Below are 18,916 nucleotides of genomic sequence, written 5' to 3' on the forward strand. Positions count from 1 at the left end.
TGATTATATCCAACCATAAACCATCAACTGAACATGGAACTGAATCCCGCCGACCTTAAAGTCTTTCTGAATCACATTTATGAATTTAAGAAAGGAGTACGCCGCATGGTGTTGTACACTACCAATAAAAAATACGAAGATTTCGCCGTCAAACGTTTGGCAAACCAACGTATCAAGTTCATTGTGCAGCAAGTGGATGACGAACGCATCAACTTGTTTTTCGGATGTGACGAATGCATCGAAGCCATCCGCCTGTTGGTCAACCGCCCGCTGAACAAACTGACACCGGAAGAGGATTTCATTTTAGGGGCTATGCTGGGATATGACATCTGCGTGCAATGCCGCCGGTATTGCGACCGAAAACAGCGAAAGATGGTATCGTAAATGTGAAGATTCGCGGATTTTCCCTACCTTTGCCCCGCAAACAGAATATACAGACAAAATGAAAACATACCGGACTTATCTTTTCGACTTCGACTATACGCTTGCCGACTCTTCGAAAGGCATCGTGATGTGCTACCGCATCGTGCTGGAACGCCACGGACATACGGGCATCAGCGACGAAGAAATCAAACGCACCATCGGGAAAACCTTGGTGGAATCGTTTTCCATCTTGAGCGGAGTGACCGATGCCGGCATCTTGGAAACTTACCGGAAAGAATATGTGAAAGAGGCTGATAAATACATGACGGCAAACACACGCCTCTTCCTCGAAACCGCCGAAGTCTTGGCGAAACTGAAAGCCCAAGGAGCGAAAATCGGCATCATCTCGACCAAATACCGCTACCGGATTATGGAACTGCTGAGTCATGCGCTTCCCGAAGGCACTATCGACCTCATCGTAGGAGGAGAAGACGTACAGACACCCAAGCCTTCGCCCGAAGGCGTATTCCTCGCACTCGAAAAACTGAACGCGGAGAAAACGTCTACACTATATATAGGAGACAGCACGGTAGACGCCGAAACCGCCCGAGCCGCCGGAACGGATTTCGCAGGCGTGCTTCACGGCACCACTACCCGCGAAGAGCTTGCCGCATATCCGCATGTAGATGTAATGAAAGACTTAACAAAACTGCTCTAAATATAGCAACCGCTTATTTTCCTCCAGCTTCTTATAATGATAAACACATACGGCTTCATCGCCCGACGAACCCATATCCATCAGCCAACGCATACGGGTTCAAAGCCTGATGAAGCCGCATGCATTTTTGTCAGCAGGAAACTGACTTTTTGGCAAATGCAGAATCTATATAAATCTGTTCTTACATACGCCCCGAAGAATTTGAGAAATATTTTGCATAAAGTATTGGTTATATGAATAGAAAGCCGTATCTTTGCAGCCGATTTAGTCCGTGGAGGTAGACAAGTAACCTAAGAGAAGGGTTCACCTTGCGGAGAAAACCCGTTTAATAGTTTAATAAAAAATGTACGTAATTGTAGAAATTAACGGTCAGCAGTTCAAGGCTGAAGAAGGCAAAAAGCTGTTCGTTCAGCACATTCAAAACGCAGAAGGCGGTGCAACTGTTGAATTTGACAAAGTTTTGTTGGTAGACAACAACGGTGCTGTAACAGTAGGTGCTCCTACCGTAGAAGGAGCTAAAGTGGTTTGTGAAGTAGTTTCTCCGCTGGTAAAAGGCAAGAAAGTATTGGTATTCCACAAAAAGAGAAGAAAAGGTTATAAGAAACTGAACGGTCACCGTCAACAGTTTACTGAACTGACAATCAAACAAGTTATTGCTTAATCATTAAAAAAACGTAGAAGAAAATGGCACATAAGAAAGGTGTAGGTAGTTCAAAGAACGGCCGTGAATCAGCAAGTAAAAGATTAGGCGTAAAGATATTCGGTGGTTCAGCTTGCAAAGCTGGTAACATCATTGTTCGTCAAAGAGGTACAGTTCATAACCCGGGCGAAAATGTAGGTATGGGAAGCGACCATACACTTTACGCATTAGTAGACGGAACTGTATGTTTCAAGAAGAAACGCGAAAACAAGAGCTATGTTTCAGTAATCCCGGCTAAGGCTGAAGCTGAAGCGTAATTCATAAGAAAAGAAGGTAAATTCAAACCTTCTTTGAAGTGGAATAAAAAAACAACCCAAGTTTACATCTGAATTTTGTAAACTTGGGTATTTTTTATCCTGAAACATTCCCTTCTTAATGGAAAGATTTATATATTTGACGAAATTAAAACCCAACGGATTATGGTTAAACACATTGTTTTATTCAAACTGAAAAAAGAGCTTACACAAACTGAGCGAGAAGATGTCATGCACCGTTTTAAAGCGGCTATTGAAGCTTTGCCTGCTACTATCCCTTTCATCCGCCACATTTTTGTGGGACTGAACATGAATCCGGATGAACAATGGGATATCTGTCTGGATAGCGAATTTGATACATTGGAAGACGTAAAAGCCTATTCTGCCCATCCCGACCATCAGGCTGCAGCAGGATTGCTAAAAGAATATAAACAAGACCGGGCTTGCGTGGACTATATGCTTTAGTTAATAATGAATAATGAACAATGAACAATTATCCATGCGGCATCGTAATTATTAATTGTTCATTGTTAATTATTAATTGTTAACTATTAATTATCTGCGCTTTTCCTAGAAGAAAGTTTTTCGAGCACATAAACCAAAAAGAAACCGACAATAGCCAACACAATGGCTTCGAAAATAGATTGGTCGGGGACCGCATTTACTTCAATTAACGGTTTAGTCACGCCATGACTATCGACAAAAGTCTCTACCGTTTCTTTCCAGGGCCATACTTTATTTAATGACCCCAACATAAAGCCTGTGAGCACTGACAATGTGATGTTGCGGAAACGCTTTAAAGCATACGACAACACACGTGAAAAACTGGTGATACCTAAAAATGCACCAGCAGCAAAGACTATGATAATCTTCATATTAAGTGTCTTCACGGCTTCCATGACAAAGAAATATTTACCCAATAAGACAAGAATAAAACTACCTGATATACCCGGAAGAATCATGGCACAAATGGCTATCGCTCCGCATAAGAAAATAAACAACAGATTGGAAGGCGTTTCGGCAGGTGTAGCTACTGTTATGTAGTATGCGATTGCCGCTCCCAACACAAATCCCGTAACGGTTTTCCAATTCCATTCCTTGATATCTTTGCCCACGAACCACGTAGAAGCAAGCACCAATCCAAAAAAGAATGCCCATACCAATATCGGATAAGCGACCAAAAGCCACGTAATCAGCTTTGCCAACGAAAAGATGCTGATGCCAATACCCAGCAAAAGAAAAAACAAGAAGTTTCCATTTATCATCCGCCAAAATGTCTTCCACCTACCCGTAAAAAACATTTTCAGACTCTCGCGGTTAATGCTTTTGATAGAATCAATCAGTTCATCATAAATTCCTACAATAAAAGCAATCGTACCTCCCGACACTCCGGGAACGACATCAGCTGCCCCCATACATATACCTTTTAGCGTCAGCAAGGCATAATCTTTCATTTTACGTTCCATTTTCATACAATTTTATTTCCGAGTGCAAAGATAAATGAAAAAGTTTAACTCCTGATTCGCATAAATAAAAAATGAAGAATGAAGAATATGTAAATATTCACTCCTTCATTCTTCATTCTTAATTCTTCATTTAATCAATCATTCTCCTGCAAACTCCTTGATGCGTTGCTCTTCGCTCAAGCGGCATATCAATAATCGATTATTCTTTTCGGCGATGATATAACCGTCTAGCCCTTGAACGATAACTTTCTTTTCTTGTGTCGTATGTACGATACAGTTCCGGCTTTCATGCAAATGGATATTCTCGCCGATGCAAACGTTATTATGTGCATCTTTCTTCATATTATCATGCAACGAACCCCATGTCCCTAAGTCGCTCCACCCGAATGAAGCAGGGAATACATAGATTTCATCGGCTTTTTCCATAATGGCATAGTCTATGGAAATATTCTCACAAGTGGGGAAAAGCTTATCAATCATTTCCTGTTCCTTATCGGTATAATAATAAGGAAGCAACCCTTCGAATATTTTCGACATAGGGGGCTGATAAACCCGTAATGCATTTACAATCGTACTGACATTCCAAATAAAGATGCCCGCATTCCAGAAATAATTCTTCCGTTGCAGATAACGTTTAGCCGTTTCCAAATCGGGTTTTTCCTTAAATGCATCTACCCGATAAATTTCCTTATTGGAAGGACATGCCATTGACAAATCGCCTTCGATATATCCATATCCTGTTTCGGGACGAGTGGCTTTCATGCCCAACGTGACGACAGCATCAGAATCTGCCGTAAACTTCAATGCAGAATTAACCACCCGCACAAACTCACGCTGGTCCACCACAATATGATCACTCGGAGTAACCACAATATTGGCTTTGGGATTTTTCGCCTTTATCTTCCAACTCACGTATGCGATGCATGGAGCCGTATTCCTTCGGCAAGGTTCCAATAAAACATGTTCAGAATCTATATCGGGCAATTGCTCTTTCACCAAATCGGCATAAGCCGCAGAGGTTACAATCCACATATTCCCTGACTCACACACTTCACGAAAACGGTCTACCGTAAGCTGAAGTAAGGTCTTTCCACATCCTAATACATCAATAAACTGCTTGGGGAAGTCAGTAGTGCTCATCGGCCAAAAACGGCTGCCTACTCCTCCCGCCATCACTACTACATGGTTATTACTCTGATTCATACTGAGCTTCTTACTATTTTACATATTGCAAATATATGTATTTTTATTGCAAATAACCAATATTAAGCAAGATTTTATCTGTTTCAAGCCAAACATGTTACAAACCTATGTCTATAAACATAAAAAAGGTATGCCAACTGAATGACATACCCTTTTGTATAAATTAATCTAACTGATATTACTTCCGGTTTCTCCAAAGATTGCTCATGTCTTCCAATGTCTTTCCTTTGGTTTCGGGCACCAATCGCCATACGAACAAAGCGGCAAGTACACAGATGAGACCATACAAACCATACGTAAACCAATGGCCGAAATTGGGGTCTCCACTTGTCTGCATATTAAACATCGGTACAAACGATGCACTTACAATCCAGTTGAATATCCATTGGAATGCAACAGCAATTGCTGTTGCAGCGCCACGGATGGTATTGGGGAATATCTCGGAAATAAGTACCCAACAGATAGGTCCCCACGACATCATAAACGAAGCGCTATAAACCATGATACTAAGCATAGTAACTACTTCCAAACCTGCATGACCGAAAGTTAACGCAACTCCGAAAGCTCCTATTGCCATACCGGTAGAACCTGTAATAAGCAAGGGTTTACGTCCCCATTTTTCTACTGTAAAAATAGCAACAAGCGTAAACAGAATGTTAACCACACCCATAATAATGGTCTGCATCATCGGATTTTCCATACCCATATCGCCGAAAATACGCGGTGCGTAATAAAGCACGGCATTGATACCTACAGCCTGTTGGAATACACTCAACATGATACCCACAAAAATGACAAGTACACCGTAAGTAAAGACTTTCTCGGTCTTTTCGGTAATGGTGTTCTTGATTTCGTTCAGAATATTGGTTCCTTCTGTCTTGCCGTTAATCTTACAAAGTACAGCAAGCGCCTTTTTGTCTTGACCTGCCATAACAAGATAACGTGGAGTTTCAGGTACGAAACAAATCAGCAAAGCGAACAAACCGGCAGGAACAGCCTCACTACCGAACATATAACGCCAACCGGTAGAAATAGTCCACGGGTCACTACCCGGAGCAACGGCATTAACACCCTGACCGATAGATTCGATAACCGGATTGGTATGATCGCCTAAGATGAAGAAATTCACCATATAAACCACCAACTGACCAAAGATAATAGCAAACTGGTTCCATGATACCAAGGTACCACGGATATTAGACGGTGCCACTTCAGCGATATACATCGGGCAAAGAGCAGAAGCCAATCCCACACCTACACCGCCAATCACACGGTACACATTAAAGGCAATAAGCAACGGATAATTGGCAACACCGTGCTCGAAGAACAAAAATTCAGGTTCCATTGAGCCCAATGCCGAAATGAAGAACATGATACCGGCAAAGATAAGCGACTTCTTACGTCCCCAATTCGAAGCCATGTATCCAGAAACGGCACTACCGATAATACACCCAATCAATGCGCTGGCACAAGTAAAGCCATGCCATCCATCTGTATATACAAAATCTTCCGCTCCTAAGAAGAAGGCTTGCAAACCTTTCTCAGCACCGGAAATAACAGCCGTATCGTATCCAAAAAGAAGACCTCCCAATACGGCTACAAGCACAATCGTAAAAAGATAAGTTTTACTTCCTTTTTCAGAATAGTCCATGATATAAACAAATAAGGTAAAGAATGAAGAACAAAAAAATGAAGAATGAAGAACGAAGAATGAAGAATCGGCAACATCCGCTTATTCTTCATTCTTCATTCTTCATTCTTCATTCAATTATTAGCAGTACATATTCAAGATTGCTTCATACAATTCTTGTTTGCCGCTAGTCTGTTTCGGTTCGCCAACTGTCTTAGCGTATGCTACTACGTCTTCCAAAGTCAACTTACCTTCTTCGAATTCCTTACCTTTACCAGCATCAAATGAAGCATAACGGTCAGCCAACATCTTCTTGTATGGAGATTCTTCCAACAATTTAGCAGCACTCAGCAATGCACGAGCCATAACGTCCATACCTGCGATGTGAGCGATAAAGATGTCTTCCAAGTCAGTAGAGTTACGACGAGGTTTAGCATCGAAGTTTGTACCACCATTGCCCAAACCACCGTTACGGATGATTTGCATCATAGCTTGAGTCAATTCATAATTGTCAATCGGGAATTGGTCTGTATCCCATCCGTTCTGATAGTCACCGCGGTTAGCGTCGATAGAACCCAACATGCCGTTATCAACAGCTACACACAATTCGTGTTCGAATGTGTGGCCAGCCAATGTAGCGTGGTTCACTTCGATATTAACCTTAAAGTCTTTATCCAAATTGTGAGCTTTCAAGAAACCTACTACTGTTTCAGTATCTACATCATATTGATGTTTAGTCGGTTCCATCGGTTTCGGTTCAATCAAGAAAGTACCAGTGAAGCCTTTTGCACGTGCATAGTCACGAGCAATAGTCAACATCTGAGCCAAGTGTTCTTTTTCACGTTTCTGATCGGTGTTCAGCAATGACATGTAGCCTTCACGTCCGCCCCAGAATACATAGTTAGAACCGCCCAATTCGATAGTAGCGTCAATAGCGTTCTTAATTTGAACAGCTGCACGAGCTACAACGTCGAAATCAGGATTGGTAGCAGCACCGTTCATATAACGTGCATGACCGAATACGTTAGCAGTACCCCACAACAATTTAATGCCTGTTTCAGCTTGTTTTTGTTTCAGGTAAGCTACGATTTCCTTCATGTTTGCTTCGTATTCTTCAATAGTGTCTGCTTCGTCACAGAGGTCTACATCGTGGAAGCAATAATATTCGATACCGATTTTCTGCATAATTTCGAAACCTGCATCTGCTTTATCTTTAGCAGCCTGAACCTTGTCAGGATTTCCTTTCCACGGGAATGTCTTTGTACCACCGCCGAATTGGTCACCGCCTTCAGCGCACAACGTGTGCCACCAAGCCAATGAGAATTTCAACCAGTCTTTCATTTTCTTTCCCATTACCACTCTTTCAGGATCATAATAACGGAAAGCCAACGGGTTCTTGCTTTCTACACCTTCGAATTTAATCTTACCGATGTTCGGAAAATACTCTTTTGTTGCCATAGTTTTTTTGTTTAAAAGTTAATGAAATATTGGTTTATTATTATTATTTTACGATTTTTTGCATGCATCCCAACCAACGTTGATAAGCATCTTCGTATGCCGACTTATTAGCGACATCCGGTTCGATAACTGCCAGCTTATCCAATGTAGCAAACGCTTCATTGTTATCCTTATAAATACCGGCACCCATACCTGCACCTTTCGCAGCACCTACCGAGCCGTCAGTATCATAAAGTTCAATGGTTGCACCTGTTACGCCAGCCAATGTATCACGGAATATCGGGCTAAGGAACATATTAGCATGTCCTGCATGGATTTTCTGTACATTCATTCCCATACCCTTCATAACGTCAATACCATACTTGAACGAGAAGACAATGCCTTCTTGTGCCGCACGGATAATATGATTACGTGTATGCAAATTGAAATTGATTCCATGAATAGAACATCCGGTTTCCTGATTCTGAAGCATACGTTCTGCACCGTTACCAAAAGGAAGAATGCTTACACCACCCGAACCGATAGGAGCCTGAGCTGCAAGTTCATTCATTTGTGCGTATGAAACGCCTTCTGGAACGACCGTACGTTTAATCCATGAATTCAGAATACCTGTACCGTTAATGCAAAGCAATACGCCCAAACGAGTTTGGTCTGCCGTATGATTCACATGAGCAAAGGTGTTGACACGTGATTTTGGATCGTAATTAACAGAACCGTTTACACCGTAAACCACGCCTGATGTACCTGCTGTAGAAGCGATTTCACCCGGATTGAATACATTGAGAGAAAGTGCATTATTGGGTTGGTCTCCCCCACGGTAAGTCACCGGAGTGCCTTCTTTCAAGCCCAATTCAGCTGCTGCAATGGCAGTCACTCTTCCCTGTTCTGAGAAAGTTGGACGGATATCGGCAATCAACGAACGGTCGAAACCATAATAATCAAGTAAGAATTGTGCGACATCATTCGCTTTGAAATCCCAGAACATACCTTCTGACAAGCCGGAAACTGTCGTACAGATTTCACCCGTCAAGCGCATGGCGATATAGTCGCCCGGAAGCATAATCTTATAGATTTGCGAGAAAATTTCCGGTTCGTTTTCTTTAATCCATGCCAACTTTGAAGCTGTAAAGTTGCCCGGAGAATTAAGCAAATGAGAAAGGCATTTTTCTTCACCCAATGTCTGGAATGCCTTTTCACCGTAAGGAACGGCACGGGAATCACACCAAATGATAGCCGGACGAAGCACACGTTGTTGTTTGTCTACACAAACCAATCCATGCATCTGATAAGAAATACCAATAGCGGCAATCTCCTCTTTCTTCACACCGCTTTCATTCATAATAGCTTCGGTAGCCAACTTCAAGTTAGCCCACCACATTTCAGGCTTCTGTTCAGCCCATCCTGGATGAACAGCGATAATCTCAGCTTCTGTTTTCGGATAGAAAGCCGAAGCAACACACTTTCCGGACTCGGCATTCACCAAACTGGCTTTCACCGAGGAACTCCCTATATCATACCCTAACAAATACATAATACTAATGTTTTAATTATTTATACTTATTATATATCTTTCTGTCAAACCGATAGTACCTCGCCGCCCGATGAGCAACACCTTTTTCTTTCTCTTCCAACGGTACAACGTATGGCATCAGAGCTATTTTCTTATGAAAGTTACGTACATCGAACTCCTTATTATAAATCAGCTGAAAAAGCACACGCAATTGAGAAGCGGTAAATTTCCGTGGCAAAAGGTCAAACATCACCGAAGGAGAACTCTCCACATAATGTCGGATCACCTCCATCGCGTCTTTCAAAATCCGGTTGTGGTCAAAAGCCAATGGACCGACTTCCGAAACCGGAGTCCAACGTGCATCGTATGTAGTCGTAAGCTGCTTGTTATGCTGGTCTATCTTCAACAATGCGAGATATGCCACCGTTACAATCCTTCCTACCCTACCTTCTTTTATCCAATGAAAATGTTCCAGCCACACCACATCACGCGGGTCAGACGTACGGTCTTTCGACCCGTATGCCTTAAACTGGTTCATCCGAATATTTTTCAATCCCGTCAGCTCGGTCAACACCCGTTTTGCCGCTTCGTCTAAATCCTCATCTACATAAATCGGACTTCCAGGCAGCTTCCAATCGTTAAACTTTCCGTCTGTTTGTTTCCCGACCTGACGAACCAAAAGCACCCGAAACCGCTCCCCGTCAAATCCGATAACTGCACAGTCTACTGACACATGCACATCGATTACAAGGTTATTTTCGGTTTGCTTTTCCATATTCAACATTCATTTGACACTGCAAATATATATAGTTTTTACATACGTTGTACCAAAAACATCCGATTATTTCTTATGTTATAAAACATTATTTCTCAAATAAATAGTTTTCATACCTGATACAATAATAAAAACAAGCATTATTGTACTAGATACGAAAAGAATCAAAAAGGCAAATTCACCCTTTTTATCTGTATTTCAGACAGGTTGAATTTGCCTTTTCACAAGCGCAAAACCCTTATGTTTAATGAAATATATTTATTACAAGAGGCAAAAGAAGAGCCGGAGACAAAAGAGCGGATTAAAAACGAACTAAACGATTCCCCTTACCGACAAAAAGAAAAAGACTCCCGTAGCAATCATCAGCACACCGATAACGGCATAAAACAAACGAGCCTGTTTTCTTCCAACATTAGCCACGACAAATTGCGTGTTCTGTGCCGTAAAGAACCAATCCCAATTGAAGAGGGCTGCCAGCAAAGCGAGCAGCCCCACAAGGACAAACAATGCCTGTATAATATAATGCACCGCCATAACAGGTACGTTTTATTCACCAGCTTCAAAACAGAGCATACGGTTCCCGTTTTCTTGCTCCTCAATGCTCACCTTGACCGCATCCCCAGGAAGCAAGTCTTCTATCAGTTCAGGCCATTCAATGAAACACAAAGCACCGCTATAGAAATAATCCTCATATCCCATATCATACACCTCTTCCAGCTTCTTGATGCGATAGAAATCGAAATGGTAAATAAGTTCGCCGGTAGTATCCGAACGATATTCGTTCACAATGGCAAATGTAGGAGAATTAATGACATCAGCCACGCCCAATTCTTCACATACCGCTTTAATGAAAGTCGTTTTCCCTGCACCCATTTTGCCATAAAAAGCAAAAACCGTATTATCACCCATAGCTGCAATAAATTCTTTTGCCGCTTCATGGATTTGTTCAAGATTCTCAATGCTTATTTTCATATTCATCCTTTTTTATGCTAACTTTTTCACAAAGGTATTAATTTTTTTCTTTTTCGCACTACAGATACGGCTTATCTTTGCAAGGGCATAAAAGAGAATGGATACAAATATGATAGAAGCTCCCGAAGGAATCTGATAGGCATAAGAAATAAACAATCCCCCTAGACAACTCGCATACCCAATGACAATAGAAAGCCCTATGATATGCCTGAACCGGTATGTAAAAAGATTGGCTGTCATTTGCGGAAGAGTCAGAAGGGATATGACAAGCACAATACCTACCATGCGCAAACATGACACAATGGTCAAAGCAATAAACATCATCAATACATATTCAAAGCATGTTACAGGCATCCGTTGCGAACGGGCAAAGTCGGCATCGAATGCAATAGCAACAATAGAACGTAAAAAAAGCGCAAAGAACAAAACCAAGACAACGCTCAGCACCCCTAATAAGATAATATCACCCTGCGTAATGGTCAAGATATTTCCAAAAAGGAAGGAAGACAAATCAGGAGTAAACCCCGGAGCCAAGAAGCTGAAAATAATGCCGATAGCCATTCCAAACGTCCAAAATACGGCAATAGCAGAATCTTCACGCATATCGCTCCGCTTGCTGAGCCATTCCACTCCAAAAGCCGATAACACCGAAAAAACAGCGGCACACAATATAGGGGAAATACCCGTATATAGTCCAATGCCAATGCCTCCGAACGAAGCATGCGTAATTCCTCCACTGATAAATACCAGTCTCCGGGTTACGATATAAGTACCGATAATCCCGCATGCGATACTGGCAAAAAGACTTCCCAACAAGGCATGTTGAAAAAATGTATACTGCAATAAGTCCATTTTATTCATGAATAATTAATAATGAATAGCCAATAGCGATAGCTTCCATATCTGCGCCCAACAACCGTTATTAACTATTAACTTTTAATTTTTAACTGCTTCGAATCGTCTTTCTCCGACAATGAGGAACAATTCATCCTTCATTTCATCTGGAAGTTCGATGCCTCGTAATTGAAGGCTCCTGCTCCACCCAGCCACATCCGTCTCCTGCATGGAGTAGAGAATATCACGGAACTCCTCAATTTCTTCATTCGTATACGTATCTGACGGATGCCCCTTAAAACGGTCCAGTTCTTCGTCATCGTAATATTCGATTTTCTTACTAACGGCTGCAAGAAGACTTTCTTTCTCGCATACAGCATGTTGCCCACAACATTCGCTATCGACCGTAATCACGGGAGGCGCTTCTTTCAATTCTCCGCCCGCAATTTTCTTTTGCACATTCCGGTTGTACAAATATCCGGCACCCATGCCGAAAAGCACCACCACTATTAATATAATAAGGAGTATCCACATAACCTAACATTCCTCCAGAATCGAAAAACCGGCACGGCTCAAATCTTCCCAATAGTGCGGATAAGATTTGCTCACGACCTGCGGATTATTTATCTGCACATTCTCCAACCGAATACAGGCTGGAGCAAAAGCCATTGCCATGCGGTGGTCCTCGTAAGTGTCAATGCAGGGGAAAGCATCGGGCGTACACCGCTCTCCGTTCCACATTAAAACAGAGCCGTCTTTTTCTTCTAATACATAGCCCAACTTACTCATCTCTGTAATCAATGCCGCCATACGGTCGGTTTCTTTAATCTTCAGACTTTGCAACCCACTGAAACAGAACGGAATGTCAAGCAAAGCACACGTAACGACAAACGTTTGAGCCAAATCGGGCTGGTTGATAAAATCATATTCCAACCGCGATGTTTTTATGCCCGATTTAGAAAGGATTACCCGATTGTCTTCATAGCGCGTTTCTACGCCCAAGGAAGCAAAAAGTGAAGCAACCTGGGCATCTCCCTGCGGACTTTGCCTGAACAAGCCGGGCAATTCAATTTCCGCATGAGGCATCAACGCACAGATTTCATACCAATACGAAGCTGCACTCCAATCGCTTTCCACATAATAAGCATCCGATGCCTGATACGGAAGAGGCTCTACGCACAACTGATTTTCTCCCGTCCAGCCTGCCTGGGCACCGAATGCCCGCATCAACTGCAACGTCAAGTCGATATACGGACGGGAAATAATATCTCCCGTCAAAGTCAGTCTTAACCCGTTTTGCAAAGCAGGACCTATCATCAGCAATGCCGAAATGTATTGTGAACTCACATTTCCCGGAAGCGCCACTTCCGCTTGGCTTAACCGATGCCCCGTAATGCATAAGGGAGGATAGCCTTCGTTCCTACTATAAACAATTTCAGCCCCTAAAGCACGCAAGGCGTCAACCAAAATGCCAATGGGACGTTGTTGCATACGTTGGGTTCCCGTCAAGCTGTGCGTACCTTCGCATACGGATAAATAAGCGGTAAGAAAACGCATGGCAGTACCCGCAGCCCCGATATCAATCGTATCCGGCATTTCTTGCAAGGCGCGAATCATAACCCGCGTATCGTCGCAATCCGACAGATTATCAAGCCGGGCACGTTTTTCCGACAGGGCATTAATAACTAAGGCACGGTTACAAATACTTTTCGAAGAGGGCAATTGTATCGTTGTATGAATCGTTTCGGGCGGAATTAATCGTATAGGTTTCATGGTGATATTAATCGTCTTGTTGGTTTGCAAAGATAATGCATTCCAGCGTATGTTGAACACATTCAAGCAAGTTTTTAATCACATATAAGTCCATCGGCTTACGAAGCCTGCTTCGTTGCCCGATGAAGCCTGCTTCGTAAGCCGATGAACCTATATGCATTTTTGTCAGCACCTAGCTGACATTTTGGCTGTAGTTTTTTTATGTGTCCGTTTCCACCACAAGTAATACCCGCTTAAAGGCAAGACACCTCCAGACAAAGCGGCTAAGAAATACACTATTTTAGTAAACATTCCTCCCCAACTCCCGGTATGGAAGGCGTAAAACCAGCCTTTCATGCTTTGCGGAGCAGAGGGTTGAGCATCTTTCCATGTGATTCGAACTTCGTCTTTGCGCGGTTTTTCCTTGCCTTTATCTACGCGGTGTACCGAAGCGGACGGGTTTTCTCCGAAGAGCGAATAAGCCGCCGTGCGATACCAGCCAAACGACCAGGTCAGTCCGGTCAATGCCATGACGAGCAAGAATATCGTACTATAGAATCCGATAGATACATGGGTATCATACCAGAACCTGCGCCAGCCTTTGGTGCACGATACACAGAGGCGGTTCTTTAGGGCTTTCCGAGTACGGGGAATCCATATTACCAAACCGCTTATCAGGATAAAGACCATAAGCAGGGTAGTTATACCCACCACAACTTTCCCTACCGACTTCTCACCTTTCGAAGGCGGAGGGTCCATAAGCCATCGGTGCAACTTACGCATGGTTTGGAAGAAGGGATACGTTTCAGTCCAGCCCAATGCTTTACCTGTATAGGGATTGATGCTGAGCCGCTTCTTTCCAGTTTCTCGAAAAGAGGCAAAAGCCGTTTCTTCGGGATTATGAGAAAGTTGGAGGGCGGTAAGGTGTAACGAGTCCGACGCTTGCTTCTGGATACATTCTATCAATGCTTCCGGCGAAAGTGCTTCCGCTCCTTTTTGGGGTGGCGTCACCCGGTAAATCGAACGTTGAAGGGCTTGCGTGATGTCCTGCTCAAATACCAAGGCTGCTCCCGAAAGGCAAATAATGCTGATGAGAATGCCCAAGGGAAGCGAGAGCCAAAGGTGTATGTTCCGGAATAGTTTCTTCATGATTGTGTTTGGAGTTTTCACCACAAATTACACAGATTAAAAATAATTATTTGAACATCCGCACTTCCCCATTGCTTATGTAGGGGCGGGGTCTGCCCGCCCGAATACATCAACTGATACATCCGCGAGCGTATTTAGGCAGGCGAACCCTGCCCCTACAAGCCAACGAAGTATAATAATTATTTTAATCTGTGGTGAGATTCATATTAGTTGGTTGCTGATAGTTTGCCCAATGCCGTAACGGAGTCCGCTTTGTCTACCACAAGTCCTGCTTTGGCTTCTCCTGTGGCAGGGTCGATGCGGTAAATGGTCGGTTTGGCTCCTGTTGTCGTTACTACAGGGATGTAAGCATATCCGTTATCGCTGCACGGTGTTCCAAAGCTGGATAAGGTAGAGGCTTCGGGCAAACCAGTCACTACGGTCAGTGTTCTTTCCTCGCCCTTGAATACTGCCAATTCGTTACGTGGCGCACTAGTTCCACTCATGTTTTCCGCTCCTCCGCTATACATTTGGAGCAAGAAATAGTCTTCGGCAATGTGCCAGCAACGGAACATCGGATTCTTGTTCCCCAACTCTTCTATATTGACATAATAAGAAGCGTCAAAATCATTCTCACCTGCCTTGATACGCACCACGCCCGATGGAAGCTGACCTTGCACACGTTCGAATTGCGTACCGTCGGGGTTCGTGACCGGAGTCGTTGTAGTACGTCCATATCCCGGAGAGAATACATAGAGGTCTCCATTATCTGCTGCCCAAATGGTCTGGTAATATTGCGAACGCATCCGCCCGCTGGCAAACCCGATTTTCCCTGTACGGGCAATCAGGGGAGTTTCATTGAAATCATCTCCGCTATAGATAGCCACGAAGGCACTATCGGGATATTGGGTAGAAGGAATCATCCCTGCGGTATATTGTCCTGAGCCGCTTCCTCCGTCGGCGTTAGCCACGTATTCAGGCTTTTGGATTCCCCACGGATAGGTATTCACGCCATAGTGGCTCATGCCCATCGGCACAACCGAAGTATAGAGTTTCCCATTCGCCTCTACGAAACCCGCAAAGCTTACACGTTCGCCATTGCCCAAGAAATTCTCGGCAATGTGGCTTCCGGTGGTAGTGCTTCCGTCCAATACACTCAGGTAATTGAATTGCAGGTAATAGGCGAAATTCCCTTCTTCGTCTTTTTCCGCCGTTCCGGCATTGGTAGAAGCCGTAATAACATTATCGCCCCACGTACCGTAAGTTGTAGTACGGTTAAACGTATATTGGCGGTCTTCGGTTATCAGCCCGTCATTTCCTAACTTGAATGAAAAACCTGTTCCATTGCTTCCGTCGTTGTATTGGAAACCGAAGAGGTAACGCTCGCCGTAATAAATCCAGTTGGATGCCGACTCGGTTTCCCATCCGTTCCCTTCTGCGGTCACCTGCCCCTCATCCAGCGATTCGGAAGTGACAAGATAAGTTGCTCCATTATCGCTTCCCGCTTGTGCCACAATGACAAAACGGGTCAGGGTTTCGGGATTCGGTTCCGGACTTGGTTCCGGATTCGGATTAGGCTCTTCGGTTTGTACTGGATTGTCATCACTACATGCGGTTGTAAACATACAGCCAAAAGAGAGGGCAGCTACAAGTGCCCAAGAGAAATGTTTTTTCTTCATATATTCTTAAATTAATAGTTAATAATTAACAGTTAATAGTGTAACTTACTTTCCGAAATAGACCCGGAATTTGCCATAGAATGCACGTCCAGCCTTCTGGAGGCTGAAATTATCATATAACTTTTCATTGGTGAAGTTCCGGCATTCCAACGAGAAGTTATAGCGTCCGTTCTTTATCGAATACCCAAGGCTTAGGTTGTGCGAGAATTGTTCGGGCACACGGCTTTTCGAACGCGGGTCTCCCAAATGTTCCCAATAAAGCGAAAACTCGTGCTGGTAATAGCTGTCGTAAGTCAAAGTCAATACATTGCCCTCCGCAAAAAGGTCGTGCCAAGTAAATGTGGCATCGAAATTGGCGAAGGTATAGGGCTGGTTCGGGATGCGTTGCCCGTAGGTAGTGCTTTCCTGTTGGGTATTTCCCGCACGATACCGCTCGTCATCACGTACATTGATGTTATTGAACGTGCCTCCCAATGAGAACCATTTCGCATACGAATAGCGTGCCGACACATTGAATCCTTTGGTCTTTACCCGCCCGTGGTTTTCGTAAATACCATAGCTCATACCTCCTATGGCATCCAGCCCGCGCTTGATATAATCTTTCGTATCACGGTAAATCAATGTCCCTTCTACATAAACGGCATGTTTCCCGAATTGGCGGTTATAACTCAGGTTGAAGTTTACATTGTCGCTCTTTTCCGGTTTCAAATCCGTCTTGCCCGCTTCTAAGTCTTCATCTCCAAAAAGCTCGTCGGTTGTAGGGAGGCGATAAGCCTTTTCATACGAAAGCTTTGCCTGAAGCCCTTCGATAATGAAATAGGTTCCAGCCGCTCCATACCCGAAAGAACTGGTCTTGCGGGTCATGTCAACATAATTGCCCACTCCGTCTTCACTTTGCGATACCGGACCCTGATTGTATTGGTTATAATATTTTCCGAATGCCGAAAGATTCCACTTGTCGGTAGGCATCAGGCGGTACGAAAGTCCAGTGATATTCTTGCGGGTAATTTTAGGGATGCTGAAATCGGACAACTTCGAACTTCCGTCCACTTTCGAGCGTGTAGTGCGCTTGAACGTGCTCAATACGTGATTCAACGTGAACGAATGAGCAGACCCAATACGGTAATTTGCCGTAAACGTGGCATTCCAGTTGGTGTTCTTCGATTCGTTATCCTGATACGATTGCTCTCCCTTGCTTCCGGTATACTTCCGGTCTCCCAGCCAGTTGTATTTATAGGATGCCGTATCAATGTTCATCGTCAGGTTATGGTTATAATTGGCGGTCAACATCACGTCCAGTCCTTTGGTGAACAAATCCCGCTTGCTGTATTCCAAAGAAGGGACGAACGAATGTCCTTTGCGGTGCTTTTCCCCAAACACGATGTATTGGTACACGCCCGTCTGTATTTCCTTGTAAAAATGTGAATAGTTGAAGCCCAACATCAGCCGGTCTGCCCAAGGCTTGTCCATAAAGCCGATTTTCCCGATAACCGCCTCGTTATGGAACCGGTCATTAAACCGTTTTACATGATAAATCTTATTGCGGTCGGTATTTTCCGTAATTCCGTCTTCCCCGAATTCGGTGATGTAATTGTCTATGTAATAATCATTGTCCGAGAAGTTTTGGAACGCGTTGATTTCATACGTCAACCCGTTTTGAAAAGTCTGTCCAAAATTGACATACGATTTATGGGTATTGAATGAACCGTAGGAATAAGAAGCGTCCAAATGCCATCCCCGGCGGCGTTTGTTGGTCACAATATTGATGACACCTCCCAAAGCATCCGTGCCGAATCCTACGGGAACTACGCCTTTATATACTTCGATGCGTTCGGCAAAGTTGACCGGAATGTTATTGATGTCGAAAGCCGTGCCGGCTCCTTCCTGTGGTACTCCGTCGATGAATACCTTTACGTGTTTACCCGAAAAACCGTCCAGCATCAGTTGCATATCCGAGCCTACGCCGCCCGATTCGCGCAATTTCAGTCCCGGAAGCTGCATCAAGGCTTCGCTCAAGCTTTTGGTAGAGTTGTGTAATTCTTTTGTATCGACCGCTACGGCATTGAATGCAGATTTTTGAATACGGCTCACCCCACTTGACACCACTTCCACCTCATCCAGTTCGTGTGCCATCGTTTTCAAGGCAATAGTCTGGCGCGTCCGTGTTCCGCTTTGCAAAGTAATCTGTTCTTCAAAAGTCTCGTACCCGATAGCAGATACAATTAAGGTATAAGTACCCGCAGGAGCTTTTAAATGATAAATACCCCGCTCATCAGTGGTACATCCATAGGCAGTGCCCTTTAGATACACCGTTGCAAAATCGATAATACTCTTATCCTCTGCCGAGATGATTTTCCCAGACAGCATTGTCCGTTTTTGTGCTGAAACAGAGAGAGAACATATTGCACAAAGCAATATGAAGAGGCAGTGTTTTGTCATTTCTTCTTTTATTTTTTAATCATTCAAATTCGATG

The 18,916-nt window shown here is 43.7% G+C and carries 20 protein-coding genes; 5 read left to right on the plus strand and 15 right to left on the minus strand.

What is annotated here, in order from left to right; translation table 11 throughout:
• The first annotated feature begins 33 nt into the window (after positions 1–33).
• The 5 genes from B5F91_RS10480 (at position 34) to B5F91_RS10500 (ending at position 2,500) form a co-directional block, all read left to right on the plus strand.
• Positions 34–384 (plus strand): DUF2023 family protein, encoded by a 351-nt coding sequence (locus B5F91_RS10480; protein ID WP_087429046.1) that lies wholly within the window; start codon positions 34–36, stop codon positions 382–384.
• A gap of 58 nt (positions 385–442) precedes the next feature.
• Entirely contained in the window at positions 443–1,081 is a 639-nt protein-coding gene (locus tag B5F91_RS10485; RefSeq protein WP_087429047.1) for an HAD-IA family hydrolase, read from the plus strand.
• A 343-nt stretch (positions 1,082–1,424) separates the two neighbouring features.
• On the plus strand, positions 1,425–1,742 hold the full coding sequence (rplU, locus tag B5F91_RS10490) for a 50S ribosomal protein L21 (protein WP_087429048.1): 318 nt from the start codon (positions 1,425–1,427) through the stop codon (positions 1,740–1,742).
• A gap of 23 nt (positions 1,743–1,765) precedes the next feature.
• Positions 1,766–2,038, plus strand: a complete 273-nt coding sequence (gene rpmA, locus B5F91_RS10495; RefSeq protein WP_087429049.1) for a 50S ribosomal protein L27 — start codon at positions 1,766–1,768, stop codon at positions 2,036–2,038.
• A gap of 162 nt (positions 2,039–2,200) precedes the next feature.
• The gene (locus tag B5F91_RS10500; RefSeq protein ID WP_087429050.1) at positions 2,201–2,500 is read left to right on the plus strand and encodes a Dabb family protein; all 300 of its coding nucleotides are present in this window, start codon (positions 2,201–2,203) and stop codon (positions 2,498–2,500) included.
• An 86-nt stretch (positions 2,501–2,586) separates the two neighbouring features.
• On the opposite strand, the gene B5F91_RS10505 is transcribed toward B5F91_RS10500, so the two are convergent.
• The 15 genes from B5F91_RS10505 to B5F91_RS10570 all read right to left on the minus strand — a co-directional run bounded on the left by B5F91_RS10505 (position 2,587) and on the right by B5F91_RS10570 (position 18,809).
• The gene (locus B5F91_RS10505; RefSeq protein WP_087429093.1) at positions 2,587–3,501 is read right to left on the minus strand and encodes a DUF368 domain-containing protein; all 915 of its coding nucleotides are present in this window, start codon (positions 3,499–3,501) and stop codon (positions 2,587–2,589) included.
• Between the two features lie 138 nt (positions 3,502–3,639).
• Positions 3,640–4,704, minus strand: a complete 1,065-nt coding sequence (locus tag B5F91_RS10510) for a mannose-1-phosphate guanylyltransferase (RefSeq protein ID WP_087429051.1) — start codon at positions 4,702–4,704, stop codon at positions 3,640–3,642.
• Positions 4,705–4,882: 178 nt separating this feature from the next.
• Positions 4,883–6,355 carry a D-xylose transporter XylE gene (gene xylE / locus B5F91_RS10515; protein ID WP_087429052.1) on the minus strand — a complete coding sequence of 491 codons (1,473 nt, stop codon included), beginning with the start codon at positions 6,353–6,355 and terminating at the stop codon, positions 4,883–4,885.
• Between the two features lie 120 nt (positions 6,356–6,475).
• Positions 6,476–7,792, minus strand: coding sequence for a xylose isomerase (xylA, locus tag B5F91_RS10520; RefSeq protein WP_087429053.1), 1,317 nt, complete (start codon positions 7,790–7,792; stop codon positions 6,476–6,478).
• A 43-nt stretch (positions 7,793–7,835) separates the two neighbouring features.
• Entirely contained in the window at positions 7,836–9,323 is a 1,488-nt protein-coding gene (locus B5F91_RS10525; RefSeq protein WP_087429054.1) for an FGGY-family carbohydrate kinase, read from the minus strand.
• Between the two features lie 16 nt (positions 9,324–9,339).
• Positions 9,340–10,086 (minus strand): NUDIX domain-containing protein, encoded by a 747-nt coding sequence (locus B5F91_RS10530; RefSeq protein ID WP_087429055.1) that lies wholly within the window; start codon positions 10,084–10,086, stop codon positions 9,340–9,342.
• A 303-nt stretch (positions 10,087–10,389) separates the two neighbouring features.
• Positions 10,390–10,611, minus strand: a complete 222-nt coding sequence (locus B5F91_RS10535) for an immunity 17 family protein (RefSeq protein ID WP_087429056.1) — start codon at positions 10,609–10,611, stop codon at positions 10,390–10,392.
• Positions 10,612–10,623: 12 nt separating this feature from the next.
• Complete coding sequence (gene tsaE, locus B5F91_RS10540; protein WP_204244679.1) at positions 10,624–11,049, minus strand: tRNA (adenosine(37)-N6)-threonylcarbamoyltransferase complex ATPase subunit type 1 TsaE; 426 nt, start codon at positions 11,047–11,049, stop codon at positions 10,624–10,626.
• 12 nt (positions 11,050–11,061) lie between these two features.
• Positions 11,062–11,910 (minus strand): metal ABC transporter permease, encoded by an 849-nt coding sequence (locus B5F91_RS10545; RefSeq protein ID WP_204244680.1) that lies wholly within the window; start codon positions 11,908–11,910, stop codon positions 11,062–11,064.
• 75 nt (positions 11,911–11,985) lie between these two features.
• Positions 11,986–12,417: a phospholipase gene (locus B5F91_RS10550; RefSeq protein WP_087429059.1), complete on the minus strand. Its 432-nt coding sequence runs from the start codon at positions 12,415–12,417 to the stop codon at positions 11,986–11,988.
• A 3-nt stretch (positions 12,418–12,420) separates the two neighbouring features.
• Entirely contained in the window at positions 12,421–13,656 is a 1,236-nt protein-coding gene (aroA, locus tag B5F91_RS10555) for a 3-phosphoshikimate 1-carboxyvinyltransferase (protein ID WP_087429060.1), read from the minus strand.
• A gap of 7 nt (positions 13,657–13,663) precedes the next feature.
• Positions 13,664–13,828 (minus strand): hypothetical protein, encoded by a 165-nt coding sequence (locus B5F91_RS15210; protein ID WP_158099913.1) that lies wholly within the window; start codon positions 13,826–13,828, stop codon positions 13,664–13,666.
• The gene (locus B5F91_RS10560) at positions 13,822–14,784 is read right to left on the minus strand and encodes a PepSY-associated TM helix domain-containing protein (RefSeq protein WP_087429061.1); all 963 of its coding nucleotides are present in this window, start codon (positions 14,782–14,784) and stop codon (positions 13,822–13,824) included. Before B5F91_RS10560 ends, B5F91_RS15210 begins: the two co-directional genes overlap by 7 nt.
• Positions 14,785–14,990: 206 nt before the next feature.
• Positions 14,991–16,442, minus strand: coding sequence for a DUF4374 domain-containing protein (locus tag B5F91_RS10565; RefSeq protein ID WP_087429062.1), 1,452 nt, complete (start codon positions 16,440–16,442; stop codon positions 14,991–14,993).
• A gap of 45 nt (positions 16,443–16,487) precedes the next feature.
• Entirely contained in the window at positions 16,488–18,809 is a 2,322-nt protein-coding gene (locus tag B5F91_RS10570; RefSeq protein WP_087429063.1) for a TonB-dependent receptor, read from the minus strand.
• Between the last annotated feature and the right edge of the window lie 107 nt (positions 18,810–18,916).

Origin of the sequence: Bacteroides sp. An322 (assembly GCF_002161765.1) — a bacterium.
Taxonomy (GTDB): domain Bacteria; phylum Bacteroidota; class Bacteroidia; order Bacteroidales; family Bacteroidaceae; genus Phocaeicola; species Phocaeicola merdavium.